13 protein-coding genes, 1 tRNA gene and 1 pseudogene are annotated in these 13,112 nt (G+C 63.2%); 4 read left to right on the plus strand and 11 right to left on the minus strand.

Annotated elements, in window-relative coordinates; translation table 11 throughout:
* The first annotated feature begins 149 nt into the window (after positions 1 to 149).
* The 3 genes from ACMGT0_RS02520 to ACMGT0_RS02530 are packed head-to-tail and all read left to right on the plus strand — an operon-like array spanning position 150 to position 1,661.
* The gene (locus ACMGT0_RS02520) at positions 150 to 626 is read left to right on the plus strand and encodes a carboxymuconolactone decarboxylase family protein (protein ID WP_054058025.1); all 477 of its coding nucleotides are present in this window, start codon (positions 150 to 152) and stop codon (positions 624 to 626) included.
* On the plus strand, positions 616 to 1,062 hold the full coding sequence (locus ACMGT0_RS02525) for a GNAT family N-acetyltransferase (protein ID WP_054058024.1): 447 nt from the start codon (positions 616 to 618) through the stop codon (positions 1,060 to 1,062). The genes ACMGT0_RS02520 and ACMGT0_RS02525 overlap by 11 nt, the downstream gene beginning before the upstream one ends.
* Positions 1,059 to 1,661 carry an FMN-dependent NADH-azoreductase gene (locus ACMGT0_RS02530; protein WP_416771374.1) on the plus strand — a complete coding sequence of 201 codons (603 nt, stop codon included), beginning with the start codon at positions 1,059 to 1,061 and terminating at the stop codon, positions 1,659 to 1,661. Before ACMGT0_RS02525 ends, ACMGT0_RS02530 begins: the two co-directional genes overlap by 4 nt.
* Before the next feature lie 247 nt (positions 1,662 to 1,908).
* On the opposite strand, the gene ACMGT0_RS02535 is transcribed toward ACMGT0_RS02530, so the two are convergent.
* The 5 genes from ACMGT0_RS02535 to ACMGT0_RS02555 all read right to left on the minus strand — a co-directional run bounded on the left by ACMGT0_RS02535 (position 1,909) and on the right by ACMGT0_RS02555 (position 6,332).
* Positions 1,909 to 3,177 (minus strand): methyltransferase, encoded by a 1,269-nt coding sequence (locus ACMGT0_RS02535; RefSeq protein ID WP_416771376.1) that lies wholly within the window; start codon positions 3,175 to 3,177, stop codon positions 1,909 to 1,911.
* A 150-nt stretch (positions 3,178 to 3,327) separates the two neighbouring features.
* Positions 3,328 to 4,017, minus strand: a complete 690-nt coding sequence (locus tag ACMGT0_RS02540) for an ABC transporter permease (protein ID WP_054058021.1) — start codon at positions 4,015 to 4,017, stop codon at positions 3,328 to 3,330.
* Entirely contained in the window at positions 4,017 to 4,709 is a 693-nt protein-coding gene (locus ACMGT0_RS02545; protein ID WP_054058020.1) for an ABC transporter permease, read from the minus strand. The genes ACMGT0_RS02540 and ACMGT0_RS02545 overlap by 1 nt, the downstream gene beginning before the upstream one ends.
* An 80-nt stretch (positions 4,710 to 4,789) precedes the next feature.
* On the minus strand, positions 4,790 to 5,545 hold the full coding sequence (locus ACMGT0_RS02550; protein WP_054058019.1) for an ABC transporter substrate-binding protein: 756 nt from the start codon (positions 5,543 to 5,545) through the stop codon (positions 4,790 to 4,792).
* A gap of 13 nt (positions 5,546 to 5,558) precedes the next feature.
* Complete coding sequence (locus tag ACMGT0_RS02555) at positions 5,559 to 6,332, minus strand: ABC transporter ATP-binding protein (RefSeq protein ID WP_017901599.1); 774 nt, start codon at positions 6,330 to 6,332, stop codon at positions 5,559 to 5,561.
* Positions 6,333 to 6,864: 532 nt separating this feature from the next.
* Between ACMGT0_RS02555 and gabP the strand changes: the two genes are divergently transcribed.
* Positions 6,865 to 8,256, plus strand: a complete 1,392-nt coding sequence (gene gabP / locus ACMGT0_RS02560; protein WP_416771380.1) for a GABA permease — start codon at positions 6,865 to 6,867, stop codon at positions 8,254 to 8,256.
* Between the two features lie 106 nt (positions 8,257 to 8,362).
* Here the strand turns inward: gabP and ACMGT0_RS02565 are convergent, their stop codons facing one another.
* From ACMGT0_RS02565 to ACMGT0_RS02590, 6 genes and pseudogenes are all read right to left on the minus strand, one after another.
* Entirely contained in the window at positions 8,363 to 8,758 is a 396-nt protein-coding gene (locus ACMGT0_RS02565; RefSeq protein WP_054058017.1) for a hypothetical protein, read from the minus strand.
* Between the two features lie 101 nt (positions 8,759 to 8,859).
* Positions 8,860 to 9,051, minus strand: a pseudogene (locus ACMGT0_RS02570) (PDDEXK nuclease domain-containing protein); the annotation flags it as partial.
* Between the two features lie 284 nt (positions 9,052 to 9,335).
* Positions 9,336 to 9,411, minus strand: a tRNA-Phe gene (locus ACMGT0_RS02575).
* A gap of 103 nt (positions 9,412 to 9,514) precedes the next feature.
* Positions 9,515 to 9,787: an oxidative damage protection protein gene (locus ACMGT0_RS02580; RefSeq protein ID WP_054058016.1), complete on the minus strand. Its 273-nt coding sequence runs from the start codon at positions 9,785 to 9,787 to the stop codon at positions 9,515 to 9,517.
* The gene (gene mutY, locus ACMGT0_RS02585) at positions 9,784 to 10,851 is read right to left on the minus strand and encodes an A/G-specific adenine glycosylase (RefSeq protein ID WP_416771382.1); all 1,068 of its coding nucleotides are present in this window, start codon (positions 10,849 to 10,851) and stop codon (positions 9,784 to 9,786) included. The genes ACMGT0_RS02580 and mutY overlap by 4 nt, the downstream gene beginning before the upstream one ends.
* A complete protein-coding gene (locus ACMGT0_RS02590; protein ID WP_416771384.1) occupies positions 10,848 to 13,070 on the minus strand; it encodes an AsmA family protein in 2,223 nt (740 codons plus the stop codon). Before ACMGT0_RS02590 ends, mutY begins: the two co-directional genes overlap by 4 nt.
* Between the last annotated feature and the right edge of the window lie 42 nt (positions 13,071 to 13,112).

Here is a 13,112-nt window from a genome sequence, read left to right on the forward strand (position 1 = left end):
TCCGTGGTCAGGCACAACGGTTCAGTCTAAACCCATTGCGGCGGTGGAACATGTCCCAAGTGGCTTGTTCGATCTTGGCCCTGTCGGCACCGGGCGGTGCTCAGCAGACTGGGGGCCAGATCTTCGATGAGCCCACAAGGAAACCGACCATGACGCAACGTCTCGATTATTTCGCCGCCGCACCCCAGGGCTACAAGGCGCTGGGTGGTGTGAAGAGTTATGTACAGGGTTGCGGGCTGGCCGCGCAACTGATCGATCTGGTGTACCTGCGGGTCTCGCAGATCAACGGCTGTGCCTACTGCATCAACCAGCATTCGCGCGATCTGCTCAAGCTGGGCGTCAGTGCCGACAAGGTGCAACTGGTGCCGGTGTGGCGCGAGGCCGAGTCGCTGTTCGATGCGCGTGAGCGTGCTGCCCTGGCCTGGGCCGAGACGGTGACCCTGGTGCACCAGACCGCGATACCCGATGCGGAGTATCAGGCCGTTGCGGCAGTGTTCGGTGAAAAGGAGCTGGCTGACCTGACGCTGGCGATCGGCCTGATGAATGCGCTCAACCGCGTGGGTGTGGGTTTCCGGCTGGTGCCGCCCGGTGTCCGTGAGCATGAGGAGGCGGCCCGTGAACGGTGATCTGGAGTATCAACTGATCGAAAGCGAAGCCCGCTGTCGCGAATGTTTTGCGGTGATGCGTGAGTTGCGCCCCCAACTGGATGACGAACAGTCCTTCGTCGAGCAGGTGTTTCGCCAGGGTGAACAGGGTTATCGCCTGCTGGCGCTACGCGAGCAGGGGCAGGTGATCGGCCTGGCCGGCTTTCGGGTGACGGAGAATTTTCTCTACGGGCGCTTCGTTTATGTCGACGACCTGGTGGTGACCGCCTCACAGCAGCGGCGTGAGCTGGGGGCTGCCTTGCTGGAAGCGGTGCGGCGGCATACCCGCTCCCTGGGTTGCCGGTATCTGGTGCTCGATACCGGTCTGCATATGCCATTGGCGCAACGTTTCTATTTCCGCCAGGGGATGCTGGCCAAGGGCATGCACTTCTTTCAGGACCTGGAGCAGACGGTATGAGCCGTGCGTTGTTGTTGAACTTCAGCCCCCATGGCACGGCCGCTCGCGGCTACCAGTTGGCCGCCGACGTGTTGCGGGACTGGCCCGGTGTCACTGAGGTGATCGAACGGCAGTTGGGGCGCGAGCCTTTGCCTGCGGTGACCCGCGACTATGCGACGGCCGTGACTGCGCTGGACGGGCAGGCCCCGGCCGTCGAGGTGTCCGAGCGGCAGATCGTCGAATTGGAGAGCAGCGATCTGCTGGTGCTGTGTACGCCGCTGCACAACTTCACGCAGCCTGCGGCGCTGAAAGTGTGGGTCGATCATGTGGTACGGATTCAGCGCAGTTTTGGCCGCAATGAAGTGGGGTTGAAGGTGGGCCTGCTCAGGGATCGGCCGACCTTCGTATTGGTCAGCTCGGGTGGTTTCATTCAGGGGGAAAGGGCCAATCAGCCGGATTTTCTGACACCTTGTCTGACGGCACAGTTGGATTGCGTGGGCATTCGGCAGGTGAACTTCATCTATCTGCAGGGTTCGGTGCGGGGAGATGAGGCGGTGCGACGGGAGATGGTTGAGGCCAGGAAATGCTTTCTGGAGGGGCTGGCGGCGGTGGTTGGTTGAGTTGAATGGCCGCCTTCGTTGGATCGCCAGCGAGCCGGCTACCCCAGGGATCGCGCGCTCTACGGAAGGGGAGTTATTGCCGTTGGCTTGGGGGCTTATGCACAAGTGGTGGGTCAGCGGCGCAACGAACGCAAGGATTTGTGAACGCGTTCTCAGCATGTTGCAACTGACTGTTTTCTCGTCGATTTATTCTGTGAACAAAAAATGACCAGCCGCCTGTCGGCGTTGCAGGTGTTGTCTTCAGGGGTTATCGGGCAAAAGCATCAACAGAGTTATCCACAGGCTGTGCCTGGCAATGTGACGGTTCGTCGCGTTCGGCCAGGAGCATCAGGTTGCGTGGAGTCAACGGGCTTTCGCAGAACTGGCCGAGGCGCACGCGGTAGCCCTGTGCTTCCAGGTACAACGCGCGGTCGAGCACCAGCCAGAGTTCCAGCGGGCGGCGGAACAGGCCGCGCAGCAGTTCCAGGTTGCGTACCTCGGCCAGCCGTTGCCAACCTGCTGCCTCCAGTTGCTCCCAATCCTGCTCGCCGACTGTGGATAACTCCTTGAGCGCGGCCAGGTCGCGGCAGTAGTCGGCGAAGGGCTTGTCCAGCCAGGCGCTGGGCAGCGACGGGGTGGGCAGGTAGTCATCGCTCTGGCGCAATCGGCGTTGCAGCAGGTCGAAGGCCAGGCGACGAGCCATGGAGCAGTCGCGCTGGCGGCGTACCCGGGCGCCTGCGGTCACGGTCTCGCTCAGGGGCAGGGCGAGGTCATCCAGGGACAGTTGCAGGCTGGACGCCTGGGCGGCGGTGGACAGGGGCTGGTAGTTCGCGGTGCCGATGCGGTTGTAGCAGCACGGAGCGATTGCCAGTTGTCCACAGCCGGCGTGGCTGGCCAGTTGCATCAGGCGCACATGCAGGTCGCCGCAGGCGTGCAGGGCGACCGGTGTGTGTCCGGCGTTCAGGCGCAAGCCGGCTTCGGCGGCCATGACGTCCTGCTGGACATGGCTGGCGGGCAGGTGGTGATGCTGGCTCAGTTGGGCGCCGCTGGCGACCAGGGCCGGGTCGTACTCCAGGCAGGTCAGTTGCTGGCCGGGCTGCAGCAATCGACGGCCGAGGTGGCCCTTGCCGGAGCACCAGTCGAGCCAATGGCCAGGTGTGCGGGCGAAATCGAGGCAGGCGGCGAAGGCTTCGATCTGCTGCCACTTACGGCCGGGGACGTCGACGTTCAGGCGTGGGCGGGCGGCTGGCAGCGGTTTGTCGGGGAGGTTGCCGACCGTGCCCAGCGCTGCGGCTTCGGCGGCCAGCTCCGGGAAGGGGGCCGGAGCGCCGAGTCGTTCCGGGTGGTTGTGGCTGCTTTCGGCGTCTTCGAAGCTGCGCTGGCGTAGCCAACTGGCAAGTTCCGGGTGTGCGGCCTCCCAGGGCAGTTGCAGGTGAGTGAAGGGCCGTGGGCGCCAGAGCTGCTGGTGGGCCGACAGGAAGGTGTCCAGGGCCTGGAAGCGGGTTTGCAGGGCGGGGCCTTGGAGGATGGGGGGCATGCTGGAGAGTCCGGGGTGTCGGGGTTGGCCTTTTCGCGGATGAATCCGGCCCCCCACAGTGTCGCACTGATCACAAGAGAGCCGGCTCCCGGAATCGCCAGAAATTTTCTTTGATGCAGGGGATTTTAAGTCCCCTGCTCTCCAATCGCATCAGCGCCCCTGGCAGGCGTCGACCCGCATCCAGCGCTCCAGCAGCTTGAACGCCTGCACCAGCAGGAACGAGATCACCAGGTAGAACACCCCGGCGGTGAAGAACATGTCCACCGTCAGGTAGTTGCGCGCGATGATGGTCCGGGTCATGCCGGTCAGTTCCAGCAGGGTCACGGTGCTCGCCAGCGAGCTGGCCTTGAGCATCAGGATCACTTCGTTGCTGTAGGCCGGCAGGCCGATGCGCGCCGCTCGTGGCAGGATGATGTAGAACAGCGCCTTGGGCCGCGACATGCCCAGCGCCCGCGCCGCTTCGATCTCGCCCGGCGGGATGGCCTGGATCGCGCCACGCAGGATCTCGGCGATGTAGGCGGTGGTGTGCAGGGTCATGGTTGCCGCCGCGCACCAGAACGGGTCGCGCAGGTAGGGCCACATGAAACTGTCGCGTACCACGTCGAACTGCGCCAGGCCGTAGTACACCAGGAACAGTTGCACCAGCAGCGGTGTGCCGCGGAAGAAGAAGATGTAGCCGTAGGGCAGCGAGCGCACGTACCAGAGCTTCGAGGCCCGGGCGATGCCCAGCGGCACGGCGAGGACCAGCCCCAGCACCACGGCGATGCCCAGCAGTTCCAGGGTCAGTGCCGCGCCCTGGAAGAACTTCGGCAGCCATTTGAGGATGACTTCCCATTCCATTATGTGGTCCTCACAAAACCGCGAGCGGCACGTTTTTCCAGCCAGTGCATGCCGATCATCGAGAGGATGGTCAGGCCCAGGTACATGAAGGCCGCCACCAGATAGAAGGTGAAGGGCAGCTTGGTGAACTGCACGGCGTTCTGCGCCTGGCGCATGATTTCTTCCAGGCTGATGACCGACACCAGTGCGGTGTCCTTCATCAGGATCATGAACAGGTTGCCCAGCCCCGGCAGGGCGATGCGCCACATCTGCGGCAGAATCAGCCGGGTGAAGATCCGTGGCCGTGACATGCCCAGCGCGACGCCGGCCTCACGATGGCCCTTGGGAATCGCCAGGATCGCCCCGCGGAACACCTCCGTGGCATAGGCGCCAAAGCACAGCCCCAGGGCAATCACCCCGGCGGCGAATGGGCTCAGGGCCAGGTCGGGGTTGCCGAAGCAGTCGCCCAGGGCGCTCATCAGGTTGACGGTGCCGTAGTAGATCAGCAGCACCCAGAGCAGTTCCGGCACGCCACGGACCAGGGTCGAATAGGTGCCCCCCAGCCAACGCAGCGGCTGGTACGGGGAAGTCTTGGCCAATGCGCCGAGCAGCCCGAGCACCAGCCCCAGGCACAGGGCACAGAGCGCGAGCTTGACGGTCATCAGCGCGCCGGCGGCAAGCGCCGGGCCGAATCCGTAGAGATCAATATTCATGGGCAAGGCAGGCTTTGCTTGGGGACGAGCGGCACCCGTCGGGCTCTATGGCCCTTCGGGGTGCCGGCCATCGGGGCGGGTCAGAGGATGCTGAACGGGAAGTACTTGTCGTTGATCTTCTTGTAGGTACCGTCGGCGATGATTTCCTTCAGTGCGGCGTTCAGGCGCTCACGCAGGGCGTCGTCCTTCTTGCGCACGGCGATGCCGATCTTGTCGCTTTCTTCCACCGGGTCGCCCTTGAATTCGTAGGCCTTGCCGGCGTCGCTCTTCAGCCACTCGTAGTTGACGTACTTGTCCGCCAGGATGGCGTCCAGGCGACCGGCCTGCAGGTCGAGGTAGGCGTTTTCCTGGGTATCGTAGAGCTTGATGGTGACATCGCTGCCCAGGTGGTCTTCCAGCCAGCTGCCGGCCAGGGTCGAACGCTGCGCGCCGATGATCTTGCCCTTGAGCGAGGCCTTGTCGGTCTTGAAGTCGGTATCTTTCTTGGCTGCGATGAACTGCAGCTTGTTGGAGTAGTACGGGTCGGTGAAGTTGACCGCCTGCTTGCGCTCGTCGGTGATCGACATGGAGGAGATCAGGAAGTCGAACTTTTTGGTCTGCAGGGCCGGGATGATGCCGTCCCAGTCGGAGGTGACGACGGTGCACTCGACTTTCATCCTGGCGCACAGAGCGTCACCGATATCCTTGTCGAAGCCTACGACCTGGCCACTGGCGTCCTTGTTGTTGAACGGTGGATAGGCGGCCTCGATGCCCATTTTCAGGGTCTCGGCCAGGGCGCTGGCACTGAAGGCCATGGAGACGGCAGCGGCCAGGAGGATTTTTTTGCAGGTCTGCATGCGTGTTGCTCCGTTAGCGGTTGCTGGACATGAATTGTTTGCAGCGCGCCGACTGCGGGTTCTCGAAGACCTGCTGCGGCGTGCCCTGTTCTTCCACCAGGCCCTGGTGGAGGAACACCACTTCACTGGATACCTGGCGGGCGAAGCCCATTTCATGGGTGACCAGCAGCATGGTACGGCCTTCTTCGGCCAGGGCGCGAATCACGTTGAGCACTTCCTGGACCATCTCGGGGTCGAGGGCCGAGGTCGGCTCGTCGAACAGGATGACCTTGGGTTGCATGGCCAGTGTACGGGCGATGGCCGCTCGCTGTTGCTGGCCGCCGGAAAGTTGGGCGGGGTAGGCGTGGCGCTTGTCGGCGATGCCGACCTTGGCCAGCAGCGCTTCGGCGATCTCGATGGCCTCGGCCTTGCTCTGGCCGAGCACCCGGCGCGGAGCCTCGATGATGTTGTCGAGGATGGTCATGTGCGGCCAGAGGTTGAAGTTCTGGAACACGAAACCGATTTCGCTGCGCAGGCGATTGATCTGCCTGCCGTCGGCGGCCACCAGCTCACCGTTCTTCGCGGCCTTGAGCTTGAGTTCTTCGCCGTTGACCAGGATCTGCCCCTGGTGCGGGTTTTCCAGCAGGTTGATGCAGCGCAGGAACGTGGACTTGCCGGACCCTGAGGAGCCGAGGATCGAGATCACATCACCGTCACGGGCGGTCAGCGAGATACCCTTGAGTACCTCCAGCTCACCATAGCGTTTGTGCAAGTTGCGGATTTCAAGCGCGGGCGTGGCCTCAGCCATGTGCGTTCCTCATTGTTCATTGCGCTCCTGCTGTTGGCTGCCTTCCTGGCGAGCGCCAAGCTAGCATAGGGTTCGAACGGGGTAGGTCGGTGCCGTGGCAGGTTGTCGCATCGGCACAGCAGACTGTCGCCCCATCAACAACCGAACACCCGTTTGATCCGTCTTTACCTTGACCGTCGCGTCAAAAAGGGCGCGATGTTGCCAGCTTTGGCCGAGGGTTGGAAGGGTAAACCGGCTCAACGGACATTGCTTCGCCCTCAAATGGGGCGCGTGGACAAATTTTGCCTGTTTCCGGTGCGACCGGCGGGTCTGAATCTGGGTGGCTCGGTAACGTTCTGGCTAATAGCCATTAATCTCAAGGACTTGCGATTGTCCTTCGGTCGGCTGCCCGGGCCCCGGGAGCCGGGGGCTTGTAATATTTTGGCGCAAAATTTGCGTAAAAAATAAAACACGCCCCGTTGAGTTCCTTTTACAAGGTGGTCGGTAACGCGGGGTGGAATGAATAGCTCTTCATTGCACAGGTAATCTCCCAATGAGCGGTACGCATAATTCCAACAATCTGGAGCAAGGGCTCAAACCCCGGCATGTGACGATGTTGTCGATCGCCGGGGTGATCGGCGCCGGGCTGTTCGTCGGTTCCGGGCATGCGATTGCCGAAGCGGGGCCGGCCGTGCTGATGGCCTATGCCGCAGCGGGTGCGCTGGTGGTACTGGTGATGCGGATGCTGGCCGAGATGGCCGTGGCCTCTCCCGATACCGGTTCCTTCTCGACCTACGCCGACCGCGCCATCGGGCACTGGGCCGGCTTCACCATCGGCTGGCTGTACTGGTGGTTCTGGGTGCTGGTGATCCCGTTGGAGGCCAACGCCGCCGCGACGATCCTGCATGCCTGGTTCCCCAATGTGGCGATCTGGGCCTTTACCCTGGTCATTACCCTGCTGCTGACCGTGACCAACCTGTTCAGTGTGAAGAACTACGGCGAGTTCGAGTTCTGGTTCGCCCTGATCAAGGTGGTGGCGATCATCGGCTTTGTCGCCCTGGGTATCCTGGCGATCCTCGGCCTGCTGCCGACCAGCCAGGTCAGCGGCGTCTCGCACCTGGTCGACACCGTGGGCTTCATGCCCAACGGCCTGGGGGCGGTGCTGGCAGCCATGCTGACCACCATGTTCTCGTTCATGGGCACCGAGATCGTGACCATTGCCGCTGCCGAATCGAAGGATCCGGGCAAGCAGATCTCCAAGGCCACCAATTCGGTGATCTGGCGGATCGGCCTGTTCTACCTGGTGTCGATCTTCATCGTGGTGTCGCTGGTGCCGTGGAATGACCCGAGCCTGGCGGCTGTCGGTTCCTACCAGACCGTGCTGGATCGCATGGGTATCCCGAACGCCAAGCTGATCGTCGACCTGGTGGTGCTGGTTGCCGTGACCAGTTGCCTGAACTCGGCCCTGTACACCGCTTCGCGGATGCTGTTCTCCCTGGGCAAGCGCGGTGATGCACCGGCGATGTCCAAGCGCACCAATGCCAGCGGCACGCCCTACTGGGCGGTGATGCTGTCGACCGGGGCGGCGTTCCTCGCGGTGTTCGCCAACTACGTTGCGCCGGCGGCGGTGTTCGAGTTCCTGCTGGCCAGTTCGGGCGCGATCGCGCTGCTGGTGTACCTGGTGATCGCCGTGTCGCAACTGCGCATGCGTCGTCAGCGGGTCGCCAAGGGCGAGACGATCGACTTCAAGATGTGGCTGTTCCCGGGCCTGACCTGGGCAGTGATCGCGTTCATCGTTGCGGTGTTGACGGTGATGCTGTTCCAGGACGCCCATCGCGTGGAAGTGCTGGCTACCGGTCTGCTGAGCATCCTGGTGGTGGCGGCGGGGCTGTTGGTGTCGCGTCGGCGTCGGCTGGAGAAGGCCGGGCGTGTGGTGCTGAACTAAGCGCACTGGCTTGCCTGGGCCCCTTGCCAGGGGGCTCTGTCGCCAGCAGGCCGACCTGCTGGCGATGTCCCAGGAGCCCTGAAGGGCGCCTCTCCTGCTCCGTGGTCTAGTGCAGGGCCTGCGAGGCTGCCACATAGTCGGCCTGGAAGGCCGGGCTCTCGATCCAGGCCAATGCGGCCTCTTCGGTGCATTCTGTGGACCACTGACGGTACTCGAGCAGCGCCGACAGGATGAAGTCCGTCGCACCCTCGTCACCCTCCTGTTCAACCACCAATTCCAGCAGCGGGTCTTCCAGGAAGACGCGGCACATGGCCTGCTGGCTGGTGGCTTCGGCGTCGCGCATTCTCTTGAACAGGTCGGTCAGGTCGACCGATTCGAGATCGATCCGATCGTCGTCCACCGGCAGCGACTCGGCCGGCTCGCTGGCGCGACGGACACGGTTCTGCTTGGCCTTGGCTTTCGCCCGTTGTGCGCGTTTGTGTTGCTTGTTCTGGGATGCCATGGGCTGCGGTGCTTTGAAAAAGGGAACAAGCGCGAATTATCCCAGTGAACCGGGGGAATGCCAAAGTGCATTTTGTCGAGGGGGCAAGGTTGCTGGCGTTTCTGGCGCAGCAGCTTTTGAGTCGCCACCGCTCGCTCACGATCCAGCTCCGTGCGCAGCTCTTCCTCCGTTGGCAGTATCAGCTCGTACTTGCTGGCGGATAGTTGCTCATGTCCGTTGAGGGCCGAATAACGGACCAGCGACTCGTCTTTCTTCGAGCACAGGATGATACGGACCGTCGGTCCGTCGTTCGGACGGTAGCGGGTCCAGCTCAATTCGTGGCGCAATGCGTCACGCGTTGGGAAAGCTTTGTAGAAGAGTCGCGATGAAGGGCGTGGCGATGCTGTCGGAAGCGCACAGCGTTGCGGAGCAGCCGGAAGCTGTCCTCAGGCGTTTTCCTGGCGTTGGTCGCGAAACCTCGGCAGGTTTCGTCGACGCTGATGTCAGAAGCCGACGCTAGCAAATTCCAGGCAATAAAAAACCCGCACTGGGCGGGTTTTTTGTTTCAGCTGGCTTTGGCACCACCTGAAGTAATTAGTGGTGCCCAGAGACGGAATCGAACCGCCGACACGGGGATTTTCAATCCCCTGCTCTACCGACTGAGCTATCTGGGCAACGGGGCGCATTAAAAGCGTTTTTCGAGGATGCGTCAAGCAAGATTTCAAAAAATTTTTAATTATTACCGTCGCTTACGACTCAAGCCTCGAAAACACGGGATCATTCAGCCGGTGGAACGTAGCCTTCGGCCTTGGCGTAATCCTCGCCGGAAAAGAACTTGTCCATCTCGCCCTGGATGTATTTGCGGTCGTCCGCATTCATCATGTTCAGGCGCTTCTCGTTGATCAGCAGGGTCTGGTGTTTCAGCCAGTCGCTCCAGGCCTTCTGGGAGACGTGGTCGAAAATGTCCTGGCCCTTGGCACCCGGATACGGTGGGCGATCCAGGCCTGGCAGTTCTTCGTGGTACTTGCGGCACATTACGGTGCGGGTCATGACGACTCTCCTGCATTCAAAACGTCGGCTGCGCGCTTGAGCAGCTTCTTCACCGGGGCGGCAAGGCCCAGGCGCGGTGGGGTGGCGAGGTTATACCAGAGCCAGTCGGCCTCGGCCACGTGGTGCGCGGACTCCTCGACCCGCACCAGCCAGGGCTCGATATCCAGCTGGAAGTGGCTGAAGGTGTGGGTCAGGCCCGGCAGTGCCTGCTGCGGCCCCAGCTCCAGCGAGTGCTGCAGGGCCAGGTGCGGCAGGTCGTCCAGATCGTCCAGCTCCGGCAGGCTCCACAAGCCGCCCCAGAGGCCGCTGGACGGCCTGCGGTAAAGCAGGATGGCGCCTTCGCGGTTGGCCAGCAGCGGCATCAGCGTGCGCTTCTGTGGCACGCTCTTGCGCGGCTTGGGGATCGGGTAGCGGGTCTCCAGGCCGTACTTGTGGGCTTCGCAACCGCTCTCCAGGGGGCAGAGCAGGCAACTGGGCCTGCTGCGGGTACACAGCGTCGCACCGAGGTCCATCATCGCCTGGGTGTAGTGGTTGACCCGGGTCTGCGGCGTGAACAGCTCGGCGTTGGCCCACAGCTGTTTCGCCACCTTGGGCTCGCCCGGGTAGCCCTCCTGGGCGGTGTAGCGGGCCAGTACGCGCTTGACGTTGCCGTCGAGGATCGGTGCGCGGATGCCCATGCTGATACTGGCGATGGCCCCGGCGGTGGAGCGGCCGATGCCTGGCAGCCCGGTGAGCTTCTCGACATCCCGCGGGAATTCGCCGCCATGTTCGGCGACGACGATCTTCGCGGTCTTCTGCAGGTTGCGCGCCCGGGTGTAGTAGCCCAGGCCGGTCCACAGGTGCAGCACTTCATCTTCCGGCGCGGCCGCCAGGGCTTCGACGGTCGGCAATGAAGCCATGAACCGGTCGAAGTAGTTCAGCACGGTGCTGACCTGGGTCTGCTGCAACATGATTTCCGACACCCATACCCGGTAAGGGTTGATGTCCTGCTGCCAGGGCAGGTCATGACGGCCGTGGCGGTCGTACCAGTCCAGCACCGCCGTGGAAAACTGCTCGGCTCTCATCGTTTGAACAGCCCCTTGATCGCGTTCTTCAGTTCCGGGCTGACCTTGTCGCCGAGTTTCTCGTCGATCTTTTCGCTCAGCTTGTTACCGGCCGCACGTGCGGCCACCTGGCCGAGGCCGTCCTTGTCGATGCGGCAGGCCTTGGCGCCCAGCTCCAGCGGACCGCGGCAGCGCAACGGCCACTCGATGTCGGCGAAATTCTCGCCGACCTGGCAGGCCGGGTCCGGCATGTCGCTCTTGTCGCCCTCGACGATGACGCCGATGCGGTAGTCCATGCCCAGCACCCGCAGGTCGATGTCGCCGTTGCCGTTGACGGTCAGGCCGGGGATGCGGACTTTCAGGTCGGGGTTGCTGGCGACGCCATTGCGGATACTCAGGCTGCCCTTGAGTTCCTGGAATGGAGTGTCCTTGCCGCGCGGTTCGCTGCTCAGGGTCTTGCGGTTGAGCAGGGCGATACCGGTGCAGAGCTGCTGTTCCAGGTTGGCGTTGAGCAGCACGCCGTTGTTGAGGACGAAACTGGCGGTGCCGTTGAGGCTGTCGACCAGCGCCTTTTCGCTGTTGCCGGTACCGCTCAGGTTGCTGTCGAGGGTGATCGCGCCCTTGATCGGCGGCTTCTGTCCCTGGGCCTGCAACACGCGTTCGACCGGCACCCGGTTCAGCCGGGTCTGCAGGTTCAGTCGCGGTGTGTCATTGCGGACATCGAGACTGCCCTTGCTGTCGAAACTGCCGTTGTAGAGCTCGCCGCGCAGGCTGGCGAGGGTCAGCAGGCCGCCCTGGCCGGTGGCCTTGAGGGCGGCGTTGTCGATCGGCAGCTTCTTCAGGGTCAGTTGGTCGAAGCTCAGGTCGGCGTCCACGTCGAGGCTGCGCAGGCGCTCGATCGGCAGCAGCCGGTCGTTGCTCCAGGCACCCTTGGTTGGTGAGTCGGGCAGCGGCGTGGTGCCGCCGACGGCATTCGCTTCGCTGCTCTGGACCTCGGCCTGGCGCGCCTTCGAGGCGCTGTCGGCATCGGCCGACTTCGCCGGCAGGTAGCGGTCGGCGTCGAACTTGTCGCCCTTGAGCTGTACGCGCAAGGCCTGCTTGGCAAAGTCTTCGACGGCAACGCGGCCGCTGAAGGTGCTGTCGTCGAGTTTCAGGTTGATGTTGTTCAGTTCCAGGCTGCTCGGCGTGCCGCTCAGGCGGGTCACCAGCTCGACCTTGCTCAGGCTGCCGTCGGCCACCGGTGGCAGTGGCTGGCCGATGCTGTCGAGGAACTTCATCAGGTCGAACTGGGCAATCGACAGGCCGCCACTGACCTGCGGGGTCTTGTCGAGGTCACGGGCCTTGAGTTCGCCGATGGCGCGCAACTGGTTGGCCGACAGCTTGAGGCTGGTCCACTCGGCGATATTGGCGGCCATGTCCACCAGCAACTGCCCCTGCATCGAGAAGGTCAGGCTCTTGCCCTGCAGCGGATCGCCCGAGGCTTCGCCGCTCAGGCGCATGTCTTCGAACTGGTAGCGCTTGAGGGCGCGGTCGAAGCGCAGGTTGCCGCCCAGTTCGGTCCGGGCCCGCAGTACCGGCTGGTTGGTGCCGAAGAACGCCGTCAGCTTGACCGCGATTTCCTTGCCTTCATGAACCGGTCCGGTGCTCAGCTGGATGCTTTCCGAGGTGATCTGGCGACCGGTCTTCTCATCGTTGAATTCGACCCGGGCGTTGTTCACCGTCAGGCTGTCGATGTCCATGCGGATCGGCTGCGAGGGCTTTTCGGCCTCGGCACTGCCGCCACCCTGTGACGTGCCGGTGGCCTGTTCCGCCGTGCCGGCCGCTGTCGCGCTCGGCAACGGCCGACCGATATCTTCCCAGTTGCCGTGGCCGTCCTTGTCGCGGTTGAGCATCAGGTTCAGGCCCTCGACGCGCACGTCGCTCATCTGCACTTCGCGGCGCAGCAGTGGCAGGACACGCACCGACAGGCCGAGCATCTGCAGATCGGCGAACGGTTTGCTCGGGTTGTTCAGGGTCGCCACGCTGGCGTCATGCAGTTCCAGGCCCAGCCACGGGAACAGGCTCCAGCCGATGTCACCATTGAGGGTCAGCTCGATGTGGGCCTTGTCGCGGGCTATCTGGCGAATCTCGTTCTTGTAGTCGTTGGGATCGAACCAGTGGGTGAGCGCGAAGCCCAGCGCCACGATGATCAGCAACAGTCCGAGAAGTACCAGACCCAGGATTTTGCCGAACGCTTTCATGGGCGAATCCTTGTGTTGAGTCGAATTTGAAGTCAGCTGGCG

It is taken from the genome of Pseudomonas sp. RHF3.3-3, from assembly GCF_048069595.1.
GTDB classification, from domain to species: Bacteria; Pseudomonadota; Gammaproteobacteria; order Pseudomonadales; family Pseudomonadaceae; genus Aquipseudomonas; species Aquipseudomonas fuscovaginae_B.

What these genes read in the sequence shown, in the direction of transcription:
- ACMGT0_RS02535 (WP_416771376.1), bottom strand. Translation starts at nt 3,177, where the DNA reads ATGCCCCCCATCCTCCAAGGCCCCGCCCTGCAAACCCGCTTCCAGGCC.
- ACMGT0_RS02520 (WP_054058025.1), top strand. Translation starts at nt 150, where the DNA reads ATGACGCAACGTCTCGATTATTTCGCCGCCGCACCCCAGGGCTACAAG.
- ACMGT0_RS02565 (WP_054058017.1), bottom strand. Translation starts at nt 8,758, where the DNA reads ATGGCATCCCAGAACAAGCAACACAAACGCGCACAACGGGCGAAAGCC.
- ACMGT0_RS02530 (WP_416771374.1), top strand. Translation starts at nt 1,059, where the DNA reads ATGAGCCGTGCGTTGTTGTTGAACTTCAGCCCCCATGGCACGGCCGCT.
- gabP (WP_416771380.1), top strand. Translation starts at nt 6,865, where the DNA reads ATGAGCGGTACGCATAATTCCAACAATCTGGAGCAAGGGCTCAAACCC.
- ACMGT0_RS02555 (WP_017901599.1), bottom strand. Translation starts at nt 6,332, where the DNA reads ATGGCTGAGGCCACGCCCGCGCTTGAAATCCGCAACTTGCACAAACGC.
- mutY (WP_416771382.1), bottom strand. Translation starts at nt 10,851, where the DNA reads ATGAGAGCCGAGCAGTTTTCCACGGCGGTGCTGGACTGGTACGACCGC.
- ACMGT0_RS02590 (WP_416771384.1), bottom strand. Translation starts at nt 13,070, where the DNA reads ATGAAAGCGTTCGGCAAAATCCTGGGTCTGGTACTTCTCGGACTGTTG.
- ACMGT0_RS02580 (WP_054058016.1), bottom strand. Translation starts at nt 9,787, where the DNA reads ATGACCCGCACCGTAATGTGCCGCAAGTACCACGAAGAACTGCCAGGC.
- ACMGT0_RS02540 (WP_054058021.1), bottom strand. Translation starts at nt 4,017, where the DNA reads ATGGAATGGGAAGTCATCCTCAAATGGCTGCCGAAGTTCTTCCAGGGC.
- ACMGT0_RS02550 (WP_054058019.1), bottom strand. Translation starts at nt 5,545, where the DNA reads ATGCAGACCTGCAAAAAAATCCTCCTGGCCGCTGCCGTCTCCATGGCC.
- ACMGT0_RS02545 (WP_054058020.1), bottom strand. Translation starts at nt 4,709, where the DNA reads ATGAATATTGATCTCTACGGATTCGGCCCGGCGCTTGCCGCCGGCGCG.